This window comes from Gordonia crocea (genome assembly GCF_009932435.1).
Lineage (GTDB): Bacteria > Actinomycetota > Actinomycetes > Mycobacteriales > Mycobacteriaceae > Gordonia > Gordonia crocea.
The window spans coordinates 986,363-1,008,155 of the sequence record NZ_BJOU01000001.1 but is presented as its reverse complement, the minus strand read 5'-3'; the positions used below and the strand labels follow the sequence as shown (position 1 = coordinate 1,008,155).

Genomic DNA, 21,793 nt, shown 5'->3' with positions numbered 1-21,793 from the left:
GCGGCTAGGGCTGGAGCCGGTCGATGGTCCAGCCATCCGATCCGCGCACCGCCCGCACCCGGTTGTGCAGCCGGTCGGCGCGACCCTGCCAGAACTCGGCGTAATCGACGTCGACGACGTAGCCGCCCCAGTTCGGCGGCACCGGGATCGGCTCGTCGCCGGCCACGCCGCCGAAGCGCTGCGCCGTGCGCGCCGCCACCGCCTCGAGCTCCGCGCGGTCGGCGATCGGCTGCGACTGCGCCGACGAAAAGGCCGAGATCTGGGAGCCGCGCGGACGGGATTCCCAATAGGCCTGCGTGACCTCCGCGTCGACCTTGCGCACCCGGCCGCGGAAGTGGACCTGGCGTTCCAGCGCGATCCACGGGAAGGTCAGCGACGCGAACGGGTTGGCCGCGAGCGCGAGCCCTTTCGCCGACTCGTAGCCGGTGAAGAAGGTGATCCCCGACGCGCTGGCCCCCTTGCAGAGCACGGTGCGCGTCGACGGCCGGCCGCTGGGCGCAACGGTCCCGACGACCATGGCGTTGGGCTCGGGGATCTTCGCGGCCATCGCCTCGGTCAGCCAGCGTCCGAACAGGTCCAACCACGGCGGGTCGCCGGTCAGCCACGCCGGGTCGAGGTGCTGGGCCACCCCGTCGGCCCCGGCGGTGTCTGCCGCGCCGTATCCGACGCGCATCGCGGCCAAGTCGATCGGGTGCTCGGTGGGCGGTTCCATAGAAGCCCAAGTTACTCTCGGGACGCTTAGGATCAGAGCCAGGTCCCAGCCTTCGGACAACACCAGGGAGTTGCCGCCATGACCGCATCCGGTTCCGCCTTGCCCGCGGACTTCACCCCCGGGCTCGAAGGCGTCGTCGCCTTCACCACCGAGATCGCCGAACCCGACAAGGACGGCGGCAACCTCCGCTATCGCGGCGTCGACATCGAGGACCTGGTGGAGAACCGGGTCACCTTCGGTGATGTGTGGGCCCTCCTCGTCGACGGTGCGTTCGGCACATCCCTGGCACCCGCACCCCCGTTGGAACTGGTGACGCGGTCGGGCGACGTCCGCGTCGACGTCCAGGCCGCCCTGCCGACGCTGGCACCGCTGTGGGGCTTCCAGCCACTCCTCGACATCGACGACGAGCAGGCCCGCGCCGATCTGGCCAAGGCCTCGGTGATGACGCTGTCGTATGTCGCGCAGTCCGCGCGCGGCGACCTTCCGCCGGTGCCGCAGGACCGCATCGACGACTGCGCGACGGTGACCGAGCGCTTCATGACCCGGTGGCGCGGCGAGCCCGACCCGCGCCACACCGAGGCCATCGACGCCTACTGGGTCAGCGCCGCCGAGCACGGCATGAACGCCTCGACGTTCACCGCCCGCGTGATCGCCTCGACCGGGGCCGACGTCGCCGCCGCACTGTCTGGCGCGATCGGCGCCATGTCCGGCCCGCTGCACGGCGGCGCGCCGGCCCGCGTGCTGCCGATGATCGCCGAAGTCGAGAAGACCGGCGACCCGCGTGCGTTGGTCAAGGGCATCCTGGATCGCAAGGAGAAGCTGATGGGCTTCGGCCACCGGGTCTACCGGGCCGAGGACCCCCGCGCCCGGGTGCTGCGCGAGACCGCCCGCCGACTCGACGTGCCGCGCTTCGCCGTGGCCGCGGCACTGGAGCAGGCGGCCCTGACCGAACTGCGCGAGCGGCGTCCCGACCGGGCGATCGAGACCAACGTCGAGTTCTGGGCCGCGGTCATCCTCGACTTCGCCGAGGTGCCGGCGCCGATGATGCCGGCCATGTTCACCTGTGGCCGCTCGGCCGGTTGGTGCGCCCACATCCTCGAGCAGAAGAAGCTCGGCCGCCTGGTCCGTCCGGCCGCGGTCTACGTCGGTCCGCCGCCGCGCCGTCCCGAGGACGTGCCCGGCTGGGCGAGCGTGACCCCCGACGCCCGTTGAACCGCCCAGGACCCGCCGAGACCGCGTTCGACGCCGGGTCGACACGCGAAACCCTGCGCGTCGCGGAGCTGCTGCGCAAAGAGACGGTCGGCGGGTTTCTGCTCGTCGGGGCCGCCGTCGTCGCGCTGGTCGTCGCCAACAGTCCGCTGAAGGACGCCTACGCGCGGCTGCGCGACACCGTCGTCGGCTATGCCCCGTGGCATCTGAACCTCTCGCTCGGGCAGTGGGCCGCCGACGGGCTGCTCGCCGTCTTCTTCTTCCTCGTCGGACTGGAACTCAAACGCGAGCTCGTCGACGGCGAGTTGCGCTCCCCGCGCACCGCCCTGGTCCCGGTCGTGGCCGCGTTCGGCGGGGTCGCGGTCCCCGCACTGATCTATCTCGCCGTCAACGCCGGTGGGCCCGGCGTGCACGGGTGGGCGATCCCCACCGCCACCGACATCGCGTTCGCGGTCGCCGTCCTCGCCGTCGTCGGGTCGCGGCTGCCCGCCTCGCTGCGGCTGTTCCTGCTGACCCTCGCCGTGGTCGACGACCTCATCGCCATCCTCATCATCGCGGTCGTCTACACCGATCGGCTGTCCTGGGCGCCGCTGGCGCTCGGGCTGGTGCCGATCGCGGCATTCGGCCTGCTCGCCCACCGCTTCGCCGACTGGTTCGCGGTGCACGGCTGGGCCGCCTGGGCGGTGCTGTTGCCGCTGGGGATTATCGCCTGGGGCTTCCTGCACGCCTCGGGGATCCACGCCACGATCGCCGGCGTGCTGCTGGGTTTTGCCGTGCCGGTCCACCGGGGTCGGACACCGGTTGTCGGCGACGACGGGTTGGCCGGACAATTCGAGCACCGCTTCCGGCCCCTGTCGGCGGGCTTCGCGGTGCCGGTGTTCGCCTTCTTCGCGGCCGGGGTCGACATCGGCGCGGGCGGCACCTTCACCGATGCCCTGACCGACCCGGTGGGCATCGGAATCATGGCCGGGCTGCTGCTGGGCAAACCGATCGGCATCACCGCCACGACCTGGCTGACCCTCACCCTGTCGCGAAGCCGACTCGGCCCGGGGGTGCGCTGGCCCGACGTCATCGGGGTATCGGTACTGGCCGGGATCGGTTTCACCGTCTCGCTGCTGGTCGCCGAACTCACCTTTGCCGACGATCCCGCGCGCGGAGACCATGCCAAGATCGCGGTCCTCACCGCGTCGACCACAGCGGCGGTGCTGGCCGCCGCCCTCCTCTATGTCCGGGGCCGGGTCAGCGGGAGGCGCTGACCGCGTCGGGGTGCGGCACCACCCAACGGCGGAGGAACGCGCGCATCTCGTCGGCCGAGCGCGCCGGGTGGTTCGGGTACATCTGGAAGCTCAACCAGATGCGCATCACCAGTTCGGCCAGCCCGGTCATCGCCTCGTCGTCGTACCCGTGGCCCACCCAGTCCACCGGCAGCCGGCGCAGCATCTCCGCACCGAGTTCGATCGCACTCGACGAGGTCGCGCCGGTGGTGAAGAACTCGGTCTCCCCGGCCCGCAGCATCAACCCGAGCGCGGGTTCGGTGGGCAGCACGTCGAGGCAGTAGACGATCGTCTCGACGACGGCGTCGGCCGGGGTGCGCACCTGCGCGAGCGCCTCCCCCATCCGGTCGAGGAAGTCGACCACGCCGTCGGCGGCGACGGCGGCCAACATGTCGTTGACCGACGAGAAGTACCGGTAGACCGTCTGCCGGGTGACCCCCGCCTCGGCCGCAACATCGGCCAGGCGGGTCTTGTGCAATCCGAAACGGGTGACGCACCGCGACGCCGCGGCAAGGATCCGCTCGCGGGCCTCGTCGGAGTCCGCGGGAATGTCACCCTGCCATCCGCGAGTTCTCACATGCCCGATGATTCCAGGTCGGCCGTCGGGCTCGCCTCCGGGTCGCCTGCGACGTGGTCGCCGCGCGCCTGTCGCAGCGCGAGGACCAAGACCCCGACGGCGATGACGAAGCATCCGATCACATACGGCAGGTTGCCGATCGGGGTGTTGCCGATGGGCGAGGCGTCGGGCGCGGTGATCCCGTCGGTCGCCCCGAAATAGGCGGGCAGCGCCACGAGCCACAGCACCGCGTGCACCCCCAGGAACAGCCAGGGGAAGAACCGCAGGAACGGTGCCGCCTCCCGCGCCGGTTGCGCCGCCAACCCGGGTTGCGCCCGCAGCCGCCGGAGCTGCACGGCCAGCAGCCACAGCCCGACGACCCAGATGCCGAAGACCTGGACGGCGAAGACGACGGTCTGCGCGCCGAGGTTGGCACCCTCGCTGCGCCCGAAGACCGCGGTGGTGATCGACAGCACCGGCATCGACACGACGGCGAGCGCCCCGGCCACGACGGTCCGCCAGGTCAGCGACCAGCCGCGGACCCGGGTGCCGCGAATCGTCGGATTCTTGACCAGCACCACGCAGAAGAAGATCAGCACGGCGAACGACACCGTCGCGAACAGCCACACGCTGCTCCACGGCACCGAGTCGAACAGCGGGACCGCCGCCGGGTTGCCCAATGCCCCGTCGGGGGCCCGGTAGAAGGGCTCGTCGACGTTCCACGCCCACCATTTGAGCTGCGGGCCGAGTTGGTCGAAGACCTCGTAGAACACCTGGTACACCAGCGCGACGACGAGCGATCCGCGCAACGCCGACCACTTCCGCCCGTCGAAGAAGCCCAGGGCGCGCACGATCTCGTAGGCGACCTGGCTCATCGCCGGGTAGAAGCAGACGATGTAGAGCGGCAGCCGGTCGTACATGAAGTCGACGGTGAAGACGTTGTGGGCGAACATGAAGCCCATCGCGTCCTGCATCCCGAACCACTCCGGGAAGTACAGCGGCGGCTCGATGATGAAGAGGTAGACCAGCGAACCGATCCAGATCGCCAGGTTGGTCGGGTCGCCGTCGCGGCGCAGCCGCCGGATGGCGTGGATCAGCGCCAGCACCGCGCCGAGGATGATCGTCACCTCGAGTACGGGCAGGGTCCAGTTCGCCAGGTCCGCCGGGTTGCGCAGTGTCACAACCGGATTGGCGTCCTCGCAGATGAATCCCAGATAGCGGGTGATGATGTGTGCCGGTGATCCCGGTTCGCAGACGGCCATCGTCGGTCTCCTCCTCGTCCGGTGGTCAGCCTGCGACGCCGGCGGTCTGGCTCGGCTTGCCCAGGCGCTGCGCACGGCCGCCCGGCACCGGTTTGCCGTCGCGCCAGATGTCCGACGGCGGGTTCTGCTGCGAGTCGTAGCCCAGCGGCTTGCGGGTGCGGCCGAAGAGCCGTTTGACGCCGAACCAGGCCAGCCCGGCGAGGACGCGCGGGCTCTTGACCATGTCGGTCACCGACTCGTCGAGGTTGAAGACCGCGGTGAAGTGTTGCTCGACCTTCTTGTCCTCGCGGGTGGTCGCCGAGATGTGGTTGAAGATCGGCCAGGACGCCCGGTAGGCCAGTCGCTGGCGCCACCGCGGCGGGATCTCGGTGCCCTCGGCGTTCTCGTAACCCTGGTCGCGGGCCAGGGCCAGCGTCCAGATGTCGTCGAGGAGTTGGCGCTGCGCGGCGAAGTAGCCGGTGGTGAAGTCGGCGTCGATCCGATCCGTCGCCCCCAGCCGCTCGCCGAGCAGGACCGCCGACTTGCCCGCCGAACTCATCCCCTGCGCGTAGAAGGGGTTGAACCCGCAGATCGCGTCGCCGATGACGACCAGCCCGGCCGGCGGGTGGTCGAGTCGGTCGTAGCGGCGACGGCGGTTGCCGGTGGACTTGGTGACGAACACCTTGGAGATCGGCTCGCACTGCGCGACGGCCGCGCCGAAGGCGGGCGCACGGACCTTGCGGGTGGCCTCGACGAACTCGTCCTCCTCGCGCGGCATCGGGTGGCCCCACGAACCCATCGTGACCAGGACGCGGTCGCGTTCGATGGGGAAGATCTGGCACAGGAAGTCGTGCTCGGGCGGATGCGGTCCGGTGTCGGCGGTCGGCATGACCGACATCTGCTCCCACCACCATTCGTCGGGCAGGTCGGCCGGCTTCTGGTACCAGCGCGAGGTGTAGGTGACGCCGGCGTCGAGGGATTGGACGGGCACCTCGGGCCATCCGGCCTTCTCCAACCACTTCGACACCGCCGAGCCGCGGCCCAGGGCGTCGACGACGAGATCCGCCTCGACCAGGCGGCGCCCGGCCTCCCCGCCGGTGACCCACACGCCGGTGACGCGGCCGTCGCCGGCCGGATCACCGACGGTTTCCAGGCCGGCGACGCTGACCCCCTCCTCGACGACGATGTTGGCGACCTGCGCCATCTTGTCGCGCAGCGTCCGCTCGATGAGCAGGCGCGAGGAGAAGACCATCGTCATGGTCGTCTCGCCGCGCGGGACCCAGCCTGCGCCCTCGCAGTGCGCGGCGGCCTGCGACGGCATCAGGTGCAGTCCGCCGGCGTCGATCAGTCCGTCCTCGAACCCGGGGTAGATCTGGTTGAGCGCCCGCCGCCCGGAGTTGAGCAGGAAGTGCGGGTGCTTGCTCTGCGGCACGCCGCGCCGGTGCTCGGCCTCCTCGCCGATGATGTCGCGCTCCAGCACGAGCACCTCGTCGAAGTACGGTGCCGCGGCACCGGCGGCAGTCATCCCGGCGATGCTGCCGCCCAGCACGACCGCACGTTTCCCAAGCCTCATGGTCAACCCCATTACGTCATACAGTTTTTGTCTCGTGTCAAACCGTAAGGTGTGAGGCAGCACACGTCAAGGGATCCGCCGGATCACTTCCCCTCGACGTTGCGACGGCGGAACCGCCACCACGCGACGCCGGCGAGCACAGCCGCGACGACCAGCAGCACCACCACCGGCGGCCAGTGCATGGGCGCCGAGGGCACCGCCGGCAGGTGGGTGAACGGCGAGAGGTCGCGGACCCATTGGGGCAGGCCGAACAACTCCCCCATCGGACCGAGGAGGAAAGCGCCGACGACCATGGCCCAACCGCCGCCGACGGCAAACCGGGGCGCCGCGGCATACCAGGCCACGGCGGCGACACCGATCACCAAAGCGGCCGAGATCTGGACCGCGGCGGCACGCACCGCAGCACTGAACATGGTCGCCCAGTCACCGGTGACGATCCCGGCCCCGACGCCGACGAGCAGCCCCGACACCGCCAACAGCACGACGATCCCGACGACCACCAGCGCCAGCTGTGCGCCGAGGTAGCCCGACCGGGAGACCGACGTCGCCAGCAGCAGTTCGGCCCGGCCCTCCGCCTCGTCGGACCGGGAACGGCTCACCGCGGTCACCGCCCACGCCGTCGCGGCAAAGCCCAGGTAGGTCATGATGACGGCGAAGAAGACCTTGGTCAGTTCGCCCGGCCCGCCGAGCCGGTGCAGGTAGTCGACCATCTGCGGGTTGTCGCCGGCCAACTCCGTCGCCGCGTTCACCAGCACCCCGATCAGCAAGGCGAAGACGCCGATACCGATCGCCCAACCGACGAACCCGGCGCGGTCGAGCCGCGCGGTGAGCGCGCCGATCGAGGAGACCGACGACGACGGCGGCCCCGGGCGCGGCGCGATCAAGCCCCCGCCCAGATCGCGGCGACCGTTGACCCACGCCGCGCCGAGGACGCCGACGGCGAAGAACGCGACGCTCGCCGCCGCCGGCCACCAGCGGTTCGCGCCGAACGGATCCATCTGCTGGGCCCAGCCCACCGGATTGGTCCAGCGCAACCACTCCCACCCGGCCGCGTCGGCGACGCCGCGCAGGACGTATCCGCCCAGCACGGTCGAGACCGCGATCAGGTTCGCCAGGCGCGCCGTCGTGGCCACCTGGGCGGTGAGGGCGGCCAACCCGATGGCCGCGAGCGACGTACTGGCGTATTGGCCGCCGACGACGGCGGCCTCGGTCGGCGTGGCCCCGGCCGAGGCCATCAGGGCCGCCATCCCCACCCCGACGACGAGGGCGAACCCGATGGCCACGATCAGCGCCGCGGCGATCGGGGCCAGGGCGCCGGTCCGCGCCGCGCGCACCAACTCCACCCGGCCCAGCTCCTCCTCCTTGCGCGTCAACCGGGTCACCATCAGGGCGGCGCAGACCGCCGTCGCGGCGATCATGAACAGCCCGGCACGCCAGGACGCGATGGCCGCGGTGGACTGCAGGTGCTCGAGCGGGCCGAGGAGCAGTTTGAATGCCGAGTTGGCAGCGGCGCCGGCGGCCAGCGACTGCCGTTCCGCCGCCGTCCCGTAGAGGGTGGTGATCGACGACACCGTCGCGGCATTCGTCGCGAGCAGGATCACCACGGTGACCGGCGCGATGATCCGCTCCCGCCGCAGGTTCAGCCGCGTCAGGATGCCGACCGAGGCGATCGACGCGCTCATGCCGCCCCGTACGCGTGCAGGAACAGCTCCTCCAGGCTCGGCGGCTCCACCAGCAGCCGCGCGACCGACATCGTCCCCAGCGTGCGCGTCACGTCGCCCAGGTCGTCCTCGGCGACGGTGAACGACAGGTCGGTCCCGTCGGGCCCGGCGCTCGACTCGAAGTCGTGGACCCCGGCCAACCGGCGCAGGTTCTCCGCGCCGTCCCCGACGATGGTGGCGCGGACCCGGGATCGACGCAGGTGGCGCAGCTCGGCAAGGGTGCCGGCCTGCACGGTGCGCCCGGATCGGATGATGGTGACCGACTCGCACAACTCCTCGACCTCGCTGAGGATGTGGCTCGACATCAGCACCGCACTGCCGCGCCGGGAGGCCTCCTGCACGCAGGTCTGGAACTGTTGGGCCATCAGCGGATCGAGGCCCGACGTGGGCTCGTCGAGGATCAACAGCTCGGCGCCGATGGCAAAGGCCGCGACGAGCGCCACCTTCTGCCAGTTCCCCTTGGAATAGGTACCGCTGCGCTTGGTGGGGTCCAGTTCGAAGCGCTCGATCAGTTCACCCTTGCGGCTGGCCGCCGGATCGGCGCCGCGCAGGCGCAGCAGCACGTCGATGCACTCACCGCCGGTGAGCTGCGGCCACAGGCTCACGTCGCCGGGAACATAGGCCAGCCGCGAATGGATCGCCACCGCGTCGGCGAACGGGTCCGCCCCGAACACCCGGGCGGTGCCGCCGTCGTGGCGGTACATCCCCAGCAGCACCCGGATCGCCGTCGACTTGCCCGCGCCGTTGGGCCCGAGGAACCCGGCGATCTCCCCCTCTCCGACGCGCAGGTCCAGCCCGTCCAAGGCGGCGAAGGAACCGAACTTCTTGACCAGCCCGGACACCTCGACGACATCGCTCATCGCAACTCCCCTCTCCTGACTCCACTCTGCTCCCCCGCCACCGTGGACCGCGGTGAATCCGGGCAACGGGCGGACACTAGAATCGGCAGCCATGACCGACACCGCGCAGATCACCATCCCCGCCGACCTGCTTCCCCGCGACGGCCGCTTCGGCTGTGGGCCGTCCAAGGTCCGCCCCGAGCAATTGCAGTCCCTGGTCGACACCGGCGCCTCGGTGTTCGGCACCAGTCACCGCCAGGCCCCGGTGAAGAACGTGGTCGGCGATATCCGCGCCGGACTCGCCCAGCTCTTCTCGCTGCCCGACGGCTACGAGGTCGTCCTGTCCAACGGCGGCACCACCGCGTTCTGGGACGCTGCCGCCTTCGGCCTGGTCCGCAAGCAGGCGCTGAACCTGACCTACGGCGAGTTCTCCTCGAAGTTCGCCACCGTCACCAAGAAGGCCCCGTGGCTCGACGACCCGAAGGTGATCAGCACCGACCCGGGCACCGCGCCGGACCCGGCCGCCATCACCGCCGACGACGCGGCCGGCGTCGACGTCATCGGCTGGGCCCACAACGAGACCTCGACCGGTGTCGCCGTGCCGGTGCTGCGCCCCGCGGCCGCCGGCGACGCGCTGGTCGCCATCGACGCCACGTCGGGTGCGGGCGGCCTGTCGGTCGACGTCGCCACCACCGACGCCTACTACTTCGCCCCGCAGAAGTGCTTCGCCTCCGACGGCGGCATCTGGGTGGCGCTGATGAGCCCGGCCGCGCTCGAGCGCGTCGCCGAGATCGCCGCCACCGACCGGTACATCCCCGAATTCCTGTCGCTGTCGACCGCGGTCGACAACAGCTCCAAGAACCAGACGTACAACACCCCGGCCGTCGGGTCGCTGCTGCTGTTCAAGAACCAGATCGAGTGGATGAACGCCAACGGCGGCCTCGACTGGTGCGTCTCGCGGACCGCCGATTCCAGCTCGCGGCTGTACTCCTGGGCCGAGAAGACCTCGTACACAACGCCGTTCGCCGACGAGGCGCACCGCAGCCAGGTCGTCGGGACCATCGACTTCGACGACTCGGTCGATGCCGCCGCCGTCGCCAAGGCGCTGCGCGCCAACGGGGTGGTCGACACCGAGCCGTACCGCAAGTTGGGTCGCAACCAGCTGCGGATCGGCATGTTCCCGGCCATCGATCCCGACGACATCACCGCGTTGACCGCGAGCATCGACTACGTCGTCGAACGCCTCTGAGCACGTCCGGACTGCCGTTAACCTGCGTGTCTGCCCGTCAACGGGGCTCACTGTGCATTAGCCTGGGGAAAATGCGCCAACGAGGAGGAGGGGCAGATGCGGGAGCTGCGCGTCACGAGCGTTGACGCCGATGCCAGCTACGTCATCTGCGTCGACGAGACGGGCGAGAAGTTCCGCATCCCCGCCGACGACCGACTCCGCGCTGCTGCGCGCGGCGATGTCACCCGCCTCGGCCAGATCCAGATCGAGATGGAGTCGGCCCTGCGGCCGCGCGAGATCCAGGCCCGTATCCGGGCCGGCGCCAGCGTGGAGGAGGTTGCCGCGGCCGCGGCCACCACGGTCGAGCGGGTGCAGCGCTTCGCCCACCCGGTCCTGCTCGAGCGCGGTCGCGCAGCCGAACTGATCCGGGCGGCCCACCCGATGCGCGAGGACGGGCCGGCGCTGGCCACTCTCGACCAGGTGGTCACCGCAGCCCTGCGCGCCCGCGGACTCAATCCGACCGCCGTCGTCTGGGATGCGTGGAAGTCCGAGGACGGGCACTGGGTCGGCCAACTGGCGTGGCGCGTCGGGCACACCGAGAACCACGCCCATTGGCGATACCAACCGGGCGCCCAGGGCGGTACCGCCGAGCCGCTGGACAACACCGCCGACGAGCTGGTCCACCCCGAGTCCGGCGCACGCCACCAGCTGCAGCCGGTGGCCGACCCGGCCGAGTCGGTGACCGTCAACGCCGACGACGTGATCTCGGCTCAGCGAGGCCCCACCGACGAACCGGACCAGGCCCGCCCCCGCCACGCCCGCCGCAATCCGCAGCCGCCGCCCGCCGCGGCGCCGCCGCCCGCACCACCGGCCCCGGTCGAAGACACCGAGACCCCGGCGGAAGCGGCCGCCGAACCCGCCGAACCGGCTCCCCGCAAACGCGGCCGCAAGCAGCGCAAGCCCGAGGTACCGGGCTGGGAGGAAGTCCTCCTCGGCGTGCGCAGCACCCCGCACCAGCAGTAGACAGTCGCCGCTGACGCTAACGACTGTGGCGCGGCCGCAATTCGCGCGGACACTCGTTCTTGGCTGGAATACCCTGCAACCGCTCGTCGAGCCACATCACCGCTTCTGGATAGCCCGCCACCGCGGCCAGTCCGTGCTCACCGAATACCTCTCGATACGCCGCGGTCGCCCCGAGCCGACACTGGCTACGGAACAGGTTGCGGGCCCCGGCCGCCGGAATCCACCACTCGTAGGTGCCGTTGTAGATGTAGAGCGGCACCTCTGCCTTGTGATCAGCCATCTTCGTGGCGGCGTAAACCTTGTAGGCCAGGGGCGAGTGGAATGGGTCTGGGTCGTTGGAGAATGCCTGCATCGGCAGGAAGGTCTGGCCTGCCAAGCCCTCGGGGATCATACACACGTTCTTCAACGGAGAGGTCGCAAACCACTGTGCGGCGTGGTTGGCCATCTTCAGGATGTCCGGGCGCTCCCGGGCGATTCCGAAAGTGGCGGCGTGGAACAGTCCCGTTGCCAGATTGGCGTTCATCGATCCGACCAGCATCTGAAAGTCGGCGGGCACCCCGCCCAGTGCCGCACCGACCATTCTGGGGGCCAGCTCCGGCGCATAGGAACCGATGAGATTGGCCGCGCCGTTTGTCGCTATGGCCCCGCCGGAATAGCCGGTCATCCCGATCCGACTCTTGCCAAACTTGTTGCGGTCCAAGTTGGCCGCGGCACGCAACGAGTCGAGCACGATGTGCCCGGCCACCACCGGTTCCGCGTACGATTGCCGCGGGCCTTGGTGGTCCGGCACAACCACGGTGTACCCGCGGACTAGGGCGAGTTGGGTGCTGGGCGGGAAGAAGTCGGTAAACCCCGTGGCGATGCTCACCCCGTGCGCCAGCGTCATCCCGGCAGTGCAGGCGGCGCCGAGGGAGTCGATCGGCAGGTTGTTCACCAGTATCGGCCGGGCTCCGCGACCGCGCCACGGGTCTCGCGGCACCAGAATCGTCGCGGTCCCGTACGACGGGCGCCCCATCGCGTCGCGGGTTGCAAATTTCACCTGCGTCGCTCGCGAGATTGGCGCGGTCACGAGCAACCCGGCAGGCCAGGTGACATCGCGGCGGGCGAGAAGCTCGCCAGGGCTGCGCCTCGAGAGGTCTGGCGCCCACCGGTCGAAGAAGGGGTCACCGGTGGGGTCGGGCAGAACCGCCTCGCGCAACTCCTGCATCCGATGACTGAACCCCGGCGTCTTGGCGCGCTGCGGAATCCGTGTGAAATGTGGGAAGGGGGCGGGCGGGACGACCCGATTGATCGCGTCGGGGATCTCCTTGGGAATGGGGCCCATGTTGAACGGCTCGTTCGGCATCGGCCGAGCCATCACCGGCGTGGCCGTCGCGCACGCCGCGGTGGTGACGAGCAGGCACAGACACATGGACAATAGGCGGCGGCGAGCGTTCACGGTGATCCCCCAGATAGACCTACCGAGGAACGGTAGTCGAGCGTCTGGGTAGACCGACGGGGTTTGGCCGATTCCCTATCAATCCCTGTCAATCTCGTCGGTCAGTTGCTTCTGGCGAGCTCGTAGAAGCCGATGGCCGCGGCCGTCGCGACGTTCAACGAGTCGGTTCCGCGGCTCATCGGGATGCGGGCGCGCACGTGGCTGGCGCGCATGGCCGCGGCCGACAGTCCCGGCCCTTCCGCGCCGACGAGGAAGGCCACCTTGTCCACCGACTCGACCGCCTCGGCCAGCAACGGGACCGCCGGATCCGGGGTCAGCGACACGGTGGTGAACCCGTGGTGCGCCAACAACTCCAGCTCCCCGGGCCACTCCGGCAGTTTCGCGAGCGGCACCAGCAACGCGTGCCCCATCGAGACCCGGACGCAGCGCCGGTACAGCGGATCGGCGCATCCCGATCCGAACAACACCGCGTCGACGCCCAATCCGGCGGCGTTGCGGAAAATCGAGCCGATGTTCTCGTGGTCGTTGACGCCCTCGAGCACCGCGACGACGGAGGCACCGGCCAACGCGGCCGACACGTCGAGCCCGGCCGGGCGCCGGGCGACGCCGAGTACCCCGCGGTTGAGGTGGAACCCCACCACCTGCGCCATCACGTCGGCGTCGGCGCGGTAGAACGGCACCGCCGCCGGATCGTCGGTGGTCACCAGGGTCTCGGACAGTTCGCCGAGCCGCCGGTCGACACCGAGAAACGCGTGCGGGGCGAACCGGGAGGCCACCATGCGCTGCACCACCAGCACCCCCTCGGCGATGACCAGCCCCTTGCCGGGCCGGCCGCCGGGTAGCGCGGGCAGGTCGGGCCGGCGGTCGACGGAGTTCAGGTCGCGGAAATCGTCGACGCGCTCGTCGTCGGGATCGGTGATGTCGATGATCTGCACGGGAAGACTCGCGGGGTCGGGCACCCCAGTTAGGGTAGTCGTATGGCTTCCGGTTCCGATCTGCAGTTCCGCTCCGCCGTCGACGAGGACTGGCCGGAGATCTTCACCGCCGACTCGCGCGCCTTCGGAATCACCGCCCCGATCGACGAGGCGCAGCGGGCCAACGAGCGGGCGCGGATCGCCAACGCCGACGTCGTCCTCGCCCTGGATCCCGCACTCCCCGGCGAGCCCCTCGTCGGGAAGGCCGCCTACTACCGGCTGGCCATGTCGGTACCCGGTGGCCGGGTGGAGTTCCCCGGTCTCACCTGGGTCTCCGTGTCGCCGACGCACCGGCGCCGCGGCATCCTGCGCGAGTTGATCACCCGTCTGCGCGCGAAGTGGGCCGACGAGGGCCATCCGATCGCCGCGCTGTGGGCGTCGGAGGCCACCATCTACGAGCGGTTCGGCTTCGGCCCGGCGATCTTCGCCGAGGACATCCGCATCGACGAGCGCCAATCACTGCGCGCCGCAGCCCCCGCGCGCGCACAGGTCCGGTTCGTCGGCGCCGAGGAGTTCGCCGAGGCGGCCCCGGGGCTGTACGAGCGCTGGGCACAGGTACACCCGGGGGTGATGGCCCGCGATGCCCTGTGGTGGCAGGCCGCGCTCGACGACCGCCCGTCGGCGCGCGCCTTCACCACCGGGGCGCGCCACTATCTGCTCCACGACGACGGCTATGCGACCTACCACCTCGACTCGGCCGACATGGGCGACGACGAGTTGCCGACCGCGCGGATCGAGGAGGTCGTGGCCGTCACCGACGAGGCGCACACCGAGCTGTGGCGGGTGCTGGCCGCCCTCGACCTGGTTGCCTCGACGACCGCGACGCTGCCGGTCGGCGACCCGCTCCGGTTCAAGCTCGCCGACCTGCGCGGGGCCAAGACCACCGCGCACTACGACACCCTGTGGGTCGCGATCCTCGACGTGCCCGCCGCGTTGACCGCGCGGACCTACGCCGCCGACCTCGACACCACCCTGGTGGTCGAGGACCCGTTCGGTGATGCGGGGGGCCGCTACCGACTGCGGATCGTCGACGGCAGCGCCGAGGTGACCCGCGACCCGGCACCAGGGACCGGCGGTGGGGGTGAGATCGCCTGTGGCATCGCCGCATTGGGCAGTCTGTACTTCGGCTCGGTCGATGCGCGCACCCTGGCTGCCGCCGGACGCCTGCACGCCGATTCGCCGGTGCTGCTGGCCGCCTTCGCCGACGTGTGGCGCACCGCGGCACATCCGGCGACCGGCGCCGATTTCTAGGTCAGCAGGTCCTGGATCGGGGCCCGCAGGAAGTAGACGACGAAGACCAGCGCCACCGCCCACAGGATCGCGTGGACTTCCCGGGCCTTGCCGCGCGCCGTCGCCAGGACCACCCAGCTGATGAAGCCCAAGCCAATGCCGTTGGCAATCGAATACGTGAACGGCATGGCCACGATGGTCAGGAAGGCCGGCAGCGCGTAGTCGAAGCGGGTGAGATCGATCGAGGCGATCTGGCCGATCATCAACGCCCCGACGATGACCAGCGCCGGGGCCACCGCCTCCAGCGGCACCACCTGATACAGCGGGGTGAAGAACATCGCGGCCAAGAACAACAGTCCGGTGACGATGTTGGCCAGGCCGGTGCGCGCCCCCTCCGCGATCCCCGAAGCCGACTCGACGAAGACCGTGTTCGACGACGCCGAGCCCAGTCCGCCGGCAATGGCCCCGGTACCCTCCACGGCCAGGGCCTTGCCGATACCGGGCAGCGTGCCGTTCTCGTCGGCGAGCCCCGCCTCCTTGCCCAGCCCGGTCATGGTCCCCATGGCGTCGAAGAAATTCGACAGCACGATGGTGAACAGCAGGATCGAGGCGCCGATCGCCGGTGCGGCGATGACGTGCGCGGCGGTGCCACGTTCGGTGAAGGCGCCGAACAGGTCGACGTTGCCGACCAGGGACAGATCGGGCAGGCCGCCGATCGAGTCGGGCAGTTTCGGGGTGTTCAACGCCCACGTGTCCGGTTTGGCCACCGCGTTCACGATGATCGCCAGGACCGTCGTCGCAATGATCCCGATCAGCAGCCCACCGGGCACCTTGCGGACGGTGAGCACGCCCATGATCAACAAGCCGACGGCGAAGACGGCCACCGGCCAGGTGGTGATCGAACCGGAGTCGCCGAGTTGCACCGGGACCGTCGAGTGCGCCGCGTCGGGGACCCGTTTGACGAACCCGGCGTCGACGAAGCCGATGAAGGCGATGAAGGCGCCGATGCCCGCGGCGATCGCCGCCTTCAGTTCCGCCGGCACCGCATTGAACACCGCGGTCCGGAAGCCGGTCACCGCCAGCACCACGATGATCACCCCGGCCAGCACCACCAGCCCCATCGCCTGCGGCCAGGTCACCTGGGAGGTCACGCTGACCGCCAGCAGGCTGTTGATCCCCAGGCCGGCGGCGAAAGCAAACGGATAGTTGGCGACCAGGCCGAACACGATGCACATGACCCCGGCGACCAGCGCGGTCACCGCGGCCACCGCGGCCATCGGCAGGACGTTGCCGTGGATGTCGACGTTGGCCGACTTGCCGACCTCGCCGCCGATGATGATCGGGTTGAGGACCACGATGTAGGCCATCGTGAAGAAGGTGACGACGCCGCCGCGCGCCTCGCGCAGCACGGTGGTGCCGCGCGCGGTCAGCGCGAAGAACCTATCGACTCGGGACGGTACCGGCGGCGCGCTCACGAGAAAACGTTAACCTCTTCCCATGGCCGACGTGCAGCACGACTCCCCGACCGGGGTCACGATCCCCCCGCTCCCCAAGGTGCTCCGCGAGCCGGCGCCGGTCATCATCGTGGGGATGGCGGCATGGTTGGTCGCCACGATCGTCGCGCTGGTCACCGGCGTCGGCGGACTCACCCTGTCGGTATGCCTGTGGGGCCTGGGGGTCGGCGTCCTGGGCACCATGATCGTCGGCCTCCAACTGGCCGCGGTCCGACGCGGATCCAAGACCGCGCAGGAAGGCCTCGAGTAGCCGGCCTGCTCAGCGGTAGTACTGCTCAGCGGTAGTACTTGGCGAACTCGCGCGGCATGACGGTGCCGGCCGGCAGCTTGATCCCCGGCGGGGTGCGCAGCGGACGCACCTTCTGTGCGGGCGACGTCGGCAGCAGGCACGCCATCGCGGGGACACCGGTGCGCAGGAGGCTGTCGATCAGCGTCTGCATCGACGGCAGCAGGTTCAGCGTCATGTGGACGACCGGGTCGTTGGGGCACAGGTCCTGGGTGACGATGTTGCGGTAGCGGCCCGGTCCGGTCATCAGGTTGATCCAGAACGGCGCCGACTCCTCCTCGCGCAGGGTGGTCACGTTGTAGTAGGTGATCCCCGGCAGCGCCTGGGTCGGCGTGTTGAGCGCGGTGATGTCGGCACCGCCCATGGCCTGTTCGTGGCAGGCCGGCGTCGGGTTCATTCCGCGGTACTGCGGGGGCAGGTACTGCAGCCGGTCGGTGGGCGGACACTTGCCCTGGCGCAGCCACTGCGCCTGATAGGGCGAGCCGAGGATCATGCCGGAGGGGATGACCGCCTTGCGGACGAGCTTCTGGCCGCCGTCGTACTTCAGCCAGTACCGCGTCAGGATCCCGGTCTGCGAGATCGACACCACGTCGAACTTCTGGTGGCCGGTGCTCTTGGACAGCACATCGGCCCAGCGTCCCAGCTTCGCCGCATTGCTCTTGATCCGGACGAACGGGTTGTTCCGCGGGTCCTTCGGATCATTCGACTGGAAGGTGTACACCTCGTATCCCCGGGCCTTCATCGGCGCGGTGAACGCCGACCGCGGCGATCGAGGCCGCGAGGACGAGGACGAGAAGCCTGGACATGCGAGACATGAAAAGAATTTCAGCACAGTAGGTTAGGCAATGGTTGCCTGGGTGCGCCTGATCACGCGCGCCGCCGTGGCCACGAGGCCCACCCACACCGCCCCGATCACCCAGCCCACGACCACGTCGGTGAGCCAGTGAACCCCGAGGTATACCCGGCTCAGACCGATCGCCGCGGAGAGGATCGGCGCCGCCAACAGCACGTCGGGATGTTCGCGGATCCACGCCGAAGCGCGGTAGAGCCCGACGGCGATCAAGCCGAACACGACGGCGCTCATCATCGCATGCCCGGACGGCATGGACTGGTGCGCCACCTGCGCCAGCCGGTCCGGGGCCGGCGGGCGGTCGCGGTCGATCCACCCCTTGAGCAGGATCATCAGGAAGTACGCGGACAACGACCCCAACCACACCATGGCCGCGGCGCGCCGCTGCGAGAATGCGGCGAAGACGAACCCGGCTACGACCGCGACGACGGTGAGTGTGGCCGTCGACCCCAGCCAACTCAGGCCGTGGGCCAGAGAGGTCGCGAAGCCGTTGCGGTTGTCGATCACGAAGTCGAGGATCCCGCCGTCGACCCCGGTTGACGCGAGGTTCATGCCGTCCAGGCTAGCGGCACAGGTGCGTCGTCCCCGCCGTGTCGACCCACCACGGCACGCGGTGCTCCGCCTCCCCGACGACGACCACGAGTTCGTCGTGGATCACCACGGTCCCCGACGGCAGCGGTACCGAGCCGCCCGCAGCGAACCGGATCGCGGTCGGGTCGGTCTCCCACGTGGTCGGCTCGCCGCGGCTCGCCACCCGGGCGGGCAGCGCCTCAGACGTGATCGGCAGGTCGACGAGGCCGGCGAGTTCCCGGGCCGCGACGGGATCGATCGGCAGGCCCCCGATCACGGCCGACCGGTCGCCGACGACGGCAAGGTAGTGCGGCGCATCGACGACGACCCCGTCGTCGGCGACCGTGCCGGCCAGGGTGCGCCCCGACGGCGGTTCGCCGAGTAGGTCCATCACCTCGTCGGCGTCGGCCTCCCCGCGCGCCAGCGCGGCCAGCACCTCGCCGTAGGCGCGAACCGCCACCCCGGGCGCAACCGGGCGCGCGGGGTCGCCGAGCCCGGCCAGGACGATCGCCGCGGACCGGCTGTCGCGCACCGCATCGCCCAGGAGCACACCGGTCAACACCGCGGCGGCGGGGTGGTCCAGCGCGTCGACGATGCCGGCGAACCCCGACGCGTCGGGGGCGCGATAGCGGTGCAGCGGCAACTGGTCGACCACCGCGTGCTCGCGCAGCCACCAAGCGGTGTACCCGTCGGCATCGGCCAACAGCGGTGCCGTCGCCGGATCCTCGGCGAGCAGGCTCAACGCCTCGCGCCAGCGGTCGTCCGGCACGAGGTCGAGGTCGCGGACCGCGGCCATCTCGGCGGGCGGTTCGGGCAACGACGCCCACCAGCGCGGTTCGTCGTCGAGGTCGTGGTCGGGCGCCGTCGGCCACTGCGCGGTGACGGTGAGGAAACCCCAGCCCACCCCGGCGCGGCGCAGCGCCGACTCCCCGTACCTCTCGACGAGCGCGGGGTCGACCACCGCGAACGGAAGATCCTCGCCGAGAACGTCGGCGAGCGGGGAACCCGGCAGGAGCAGTTCGTCGACGTGGACCGGTTCGCCGTCCCCGTCGGGCAGCAGCAGCTCGGCCGCGGCGGCCGGCCCGAGCTCCGCGTCGGGGTCGGCGGCGAGCAGGGCGAGTACCGCCTCGGCCAGCTCGAGCACCTCCTCGTCGTCGCCGTTCTCGGCGGCATCGGCCAACGCGTCGACGAGCCCGCCCTGCGCCAACAGTTCACCGGCGGCGACCGGTTGGGCGCCGAGCCGCTCGACCAGCGGGTGCACCGCGTCGGGGTGGACCATCGGCGCCCACGGGGCGGTCAACCCGGGCGCGGCGACGACCAGGCCGCGGGCGCCGAAGTGGCGCCGGCCATCGGCCCGCGGGACGGGCAGGGCGCCGAGTTCCTCGGCCTCTCGCGCCGTCGCCACGAGCGGGGCGAGCGCCTCATAGAGCTGCGCCCACCACCGCGGCGACCGGTCCGCATCGGCCACCGCCTCGGCGATCTGCGCCAACCCGATCTCGCTCGCCCCGACGGCCAACAGCGCCGCACGCTGCGCCGGCCCGGAGACGTCGGGATGGGCCAGCGACGAGAGCACCGGGCCGAGGCAGGCGGCGAGTTCGTCGGAAAGGTCCGCGGCGACGAGGGTCCGCACCGGCACCAGATCGTCGTCACCGGTCGCCGCCGGCACCCAGGCGTGGTCGCGCAGCTCGTCGGTGATCGCCTCGATCAGGCGCGTGTCGACGCGGTTGCGCCCCAACCCGCGCGGCACCAACGCCGGCCGCGAACCCGAGGCGGTCATCTGGACGAGCGCGAGATAGCCGGGGGCCAGGATGCCGACGTCGACGCCGGGCATCAGGTGGCGACGGTCCGGGGTGACCGGCAGCGGCGCGATCACCCGCGCGGGCACCGAGATCTCGATGTCGGTGGGTGTCGGGGTGCGCAGCACGTCGTCGCCCACCCGTGTGGCCCCGACATGAGGGTCGGCCATCGGACGCAACCAACGCACCGGTCCGGTCGCACCGCTGCGCCACACCGCCTCGTGCCACACGGTCTCGGCGCCGGGCAGCGACGCGGGCGGTTCGAAGCGGACCGTGTCGGCGCCGCGCACCGCGCGCACCGTCGCATCGCCGACGGTGATCTCGGCCAGGGCCGGCAGTTCGAGGAGCCGGTCACAGGCCTGATCGGCACAGGCGTCGAGGAGTTGTTCGGTGTCGACCCCTTCCCGGGGGACCAGCACGATTTCGGTGTCGAAACCGGCCGACGGCCCGGTCTCCCCGATCCAGGCCAGGCGCAACAGCGGCGCCGGGGTATCGATGTCGGCGCCCGCCACCCCCGTCTCGGCGATGGCCCGCTCGGTGGCAACCCGGTCGAAGACGAGGGTCGCGCTGCTTGAGCGGATCTCCACCCGGTCGGCCACCGGGACGACGGCGGCGAACCCCACCCCGAACCGGCCGACGGTGCCGGCGGCCGCGTCCGGATGGGCCGCCTTCGCCGACACCCGCAGCGCCAGCAGCGAGGCGATGCCCTCGGCGGTGAGCGGTTCGCCGGTATTGGCGACGTGCAGCGCGCCGTGGTCGTCTCGCCATGCGGCGAGCCGACCGGCGACGCCGGCCGCGGTCGCGGCATCGGCGGCGTTGGCCGCCAGTTCGACCCACAGCCGGTCGCGATAGCCGACGGCCGCGAGATCGGCCTCGGCGCGGGAATCCTCGATCAGCCGGGTCGGCGAGGACCGCCACGATTCGAGCACGGAACGGCGCAGCGCTGCGACGCCGAAGACGTCGGTCCCCTCCGGCACGGCGGTCACTCCGCCGTGGCGAACACCTCGAGCACGCCGTCGTCGAACGGGTCGAATTGCGGCGCCGACGTCGGCGCCTTCGGCTCGACGTCGGAGTGCGCGCCACAGCCGTACTCGGCGGAGACGACGTGGCCGTCGGCCGAGTACTCGTTGGCGCAGACCCCGAACGCAAAGCTCAGGGCACCGGCCAAGGGCAGGTAGAAACCGCAGGAGGTGCAGGAGTGCCGGGCCCCCTGGGCCATCGCCGACGCCGGCCCGCATTCGCCGTCGTACCAACGCTGGGCGGCCTCGTCGCGGCCGAACGGGCTCAGCAGCCGTCGGCGTCCAAGGCCGAGTTCGCCGTCGACCGCGGCGGCATCGCCACTGTCGACCTGGTTGGGCACCAGGCGCGGGTCGTCCGGCTCGGCAGCCAGTTGGTCGCCGGGGGTGAGGTCGCCGGCGGCGATGCGCTCGGTCCACGGCACCCACTCCGGGGCGAGCAGCGCACCGTCGCCGGGCAGCAGGACGACCTCGCTGACGGTCGCCTTGTCCTCGTCACCGGCCACCGCGACGACGGCGCACCAGCGCCACCCGCGATAGCCGGGCAGGTCGGCGGTGAAGTAGTGCGCGGCAGAGTTGTCATCCTCGACGACGACCTCGACATAATCGCCGGGAACACCGCCGTCGGCGACGATGGCATCCCGAGCCAGGTCGACGGCGTCGCGGAGCAAGTCAATTTGGGCTGTAAGACTCACCCGTCCAGTGTGCCTCACCACTACCCCGCGTGGCACGCCCACCCCGCG

19 protein-coding genes are annotated in these 21,793 nt (G+C 70.8%); 6 read left to right on the top strand and 13 right to left on the bottom strand.

The window, feature by feature from the left end; translation table 11 throughout:
• Nucleotides 1-4: 4 nt before the first annotated feature.
• Nucleotides 5-712, bottom strand: coding sequence for a pyridoxamine 5'-phosphate oxidase (gene pdxH / locus nbrcactino_RS04840; RefSeq protein ID WP_161926332.1), 708 nt, complete (start codon nt 710-712; stop codon nt 5-7).
• A 78-nt stretch (nt 713-790) separates the two neighbouring features.
• On the opposite strand from pdxH, the gene nbrcactino_RS04835 reads away from it, so the two are divergent.
• Complete coding sequence (locus nbrcactino_RS04835; protein ID WP_161926331.1) at nt 791-1,924, top strand: citrate synthase 2; 1,134 nt, start codon at nt 791-793, stop codon at nt 1,922-1,924.
• On the top strand, nt 1,921-3,177 hold the full coding sequence (gene nhaA / locus nbrcactino_RS04830; protein WP_161926330.1) for a Na+/H+ antiporter NhaA: 1,257 nt from the start codon (nt 1,921-1,923) through the stop codon (nt 3,175-3,177). Before nbrcactino_RS04835 ends, nhaA begins: the two co-directional genes overlap by 4 nt.
• On the opposite strand, the gene nbrcactino_RS04825 is transcribed toward nhaA, so the two are convergent.
• The 5 genes from nbrcactino_RS04825 to nbrcactino_RS04805 all read right to left on the bottom strand — a co-directional run bounded on the left by nbrcactino_RS04825 (nt 3,161) and on the right by nbrcactino_RS04805 (nt 9,146).
• Complete coding sequence (locus nbrcactino_RS04825) at nt 3,161-3,772, bottom strand: TetR/AcrR family transcriptional regulator (RefSeq protein WP_186343303.1); 612 nt, start codon at nt 3,770-3,772, stop codon at nt 3,161-3,163. The genes nhaA and nbrcactino_RS04825 overlap by 17 nt on opposite strands.
• On the bottom strand, nt 3,769-5,013 hold the full coding sequence (locus nbrcactino_RS04820) for a hypothetical protein (RefSeq protein ID WP_228460682.1): 1,245 nt from the start codon (nt 5,011-5,013) through the stop codon (nt 3,769-3,771). Before nbrcactino_RS04820 ends, nbrcactino_RS04825 begins: the two co-directional genes overlap by 4 nt.
• A gap of 25 nt (nt 5,014-5,038) precedes the next feature.
• Nucleotides 5,039-6,565 carry an NAD(P)/FAD-dependent oxidoreductase gene (locus tag nbrcactino_RS04815; RefSeq protein ID WP_161926328.1) on the bottom strand — a complete coding sequence of 509 codons (1,527 nt, stop codon included), beginning with the start codon at nt 6,563-6,565 and terminating at the stop codon, nt 5,039-5,041.
• Between the two features lie 83 nt (nt 6,566-6,648).
• Entirely contained in the window at nt 6,649-8,247 is a 1,599-nt protein-coding gene (locus tag nbrcactino_RS04810; RefSeq protein ID WP_161926327.1) for an ABC transporter permease, read from the bottom strand.
• Nucleotides 8,244-9,146, bottom strand: a complete 903-nt coding sequence (locus nbrcactino_RS04805) for an ABC transporter ATP-binding protein (protein ID WP_161926326.1) — start codon at nt 9,144-9,146, stop codon at nt 8,244-8,246. Before nbrcactino_RS04805 ends, nbrcactino_RS04810 begins: the two co-directional genes overlap by 4 nt.
• A gap of 91 nt (nt 9,147-9,237) precedes the next feature.
• On the opposite strand from nbrcactino_RS04805, the gene serC reads away from it, so the two are divergent.
• Together serC and sepH are read left to right on the top strand one after the other, a co-directional pair.
• A complete protein-coding gene (serC, locus tag nbrcactino_RS04800; RefSeq protein WP_161926325.1) occupies nt 9,238-10,374 on the top strand; it encodes a phosphoserine transaminase in 1,137 nt (378 codons plus the stop codon).
• A 96-nt stretch (nt 10,375-10,470) separates the two neighbouring features.
• Nucleotides 10,471-11,376 (top strand): septation protein SepH, encoded by a 906-nt coding sequence (sepH, locus tag nbrcactino_RS04795; protein WP_161926324.1) that lies wholly within the window; start codon nt 10,471-10,473, stop codon nt 11,374-11,376.
• Nucleotides 11,377-11,392: 16 nt separating this feature from the next.
• On the opposite strand, the gene nbrcactino_RS04790 is transcribed toward sepH, so the two are convergent.
• Together nbrcactino_RS04790 and nbrcactino_RS04785 are read right to left on the bottom strand one after the other, a co-directional pair.
• The gene (locus nbrcactino_RS04790; RefSeq protein WP_228460681.1) at nt 11,393-12,721 is read right to left on the bottom strand and encodes a lipase family protein; all 1,329 of its coding nucleotides are present in this window, start codon (nt 12,719-12,721) and stop codon (nt 11,393-11,395) included.
• Between the two features lie 194 nt (nt 12,722-12,915).
• Entirely contained in the window at nt 12,916-13,773 is an 858-nt protein-coding gene (locus tag nbrcactino_RS04785; RefSeq protein ID WP_228460680.1) for a TrmH family RNA methyltransferase, read from the bottom strand.
• Between the two features lie 18 nt (nt 13,774-13,791).
• Here nbrcactino_RS04785 and nbrcactino_RS04780 point away from each other — a divergent pair, with 18 nt between their 5' ends.
• Nucleotides 13,792-15,039: a GNAT family N-acetyltransferase gene (locus nbrcactino_RS04780; RefSeq protein ID WP_161926323.1), complete on the top strand. Its 1,248-nt coding sequence runs from the start codon at nt 13,792-13,794 to the stop codon at nt 15,037-15,039.
• Here the strand turns inward: nbrcactino_RS04780 and nbrcactino_RS04775 are convergent.
• A complete protein-coding gene (locus nbrcactino_RS04775) occupies nt 15,036-16,493 on the bottom strand; it encodes an NCS2 family permease (protein ID WP_161926322.1) in 1,458 nt (485 codons plus the stop codon). The two genes, nbrcactino_RS04780 and nbrcactino_RS04775, sit on opposite strands and share 4 nt — an antisense overlap.
• Before the next feature lie 22 nt (nt 16,494-16,515).
• On the opposite strand from nbrcactino_RS04775, the gene nbrcactino_RS04770 reads away from it, so the two are divergent.
• Nucleotides 16,516-16,782, top strand: a complete 267-nt coding sequence (locus nbrcactino_RS04770; protein ID WP_161926321.1) for a DUF2530 domain-containing protein — start codon at nt 16,516-16,518, stop codon at nt 16,780-16,782.
• A gap of 25 nt (nt 16,783-16,807) precedes the next feature.
• Here the strand turns inward: nbrcactino_RS04770 and nbrcactino_RS04765 are convergent, their stop codons facing one another.
• The 4 genes from nbrcactino_RS04765 to nbrcactino_RS04750 all read right to left on the bottom strand — a co-directional run bounded on the left by nbrcactino_RS04765 (nt 16,808) and on the right by nbrcactino_RS04750 (nt 21,745).
• Nucleotides 16,808-17,560: an esterase/lipase family protein gene (locus nbrcactino_RS04765; RefSeq protein WP_161926320.1), complete on the bottom strand. Its 753-nt coding sequence runs from the start codon at nt 17,558-17,560 to the stop codon at nt 16,808-16,810.
• A gap of 96 nt (nt 17,561-17,656) precedes the next feature.
• On the bottom strand, nt 17,657-18,220 hold the full coding sequence (locus nbrcactino_RS04760) for a phosphatase PAP2 family protein (RefSeq protein ID WP_161926319.1): 564 nt from the start codon (nt 18,218-18,220) through the stop codon (nt 17,657-17,659).
• Nucleotides 18,221-18,230: 10 nt separating this feature from the next.
• On the bottom strand, nt 18,231-21,020 hold the full coding sequence (locus nbrcactino_RS04755; RefSeq protein WP_161926318.1) for a sacsin N-terminal ATP-binding-like domain-containing protein: 2,790 nt from the start codon (nt 21,018-21,020) through the stop codon (nt 18,231-18,233).
• Nucleotides 21,017-21,745: a DUF3027 domain-containing protein gene (locus nbrcactino_RS04750; protein ID WP_161926317.1), complete on the bottom strand. Its 729-nt coding sequence runs from the start codon at nt 21,743-21,745 to the stop codon at nt 21,017-21,019. Before nbrcactino_RS04750 ends, nbrcactino_RS04755 begins: the two co-directional genes overlap by 4 nt.
• Nucleotides 21,746-21,793: the final 48 nt, after the last annotated feature.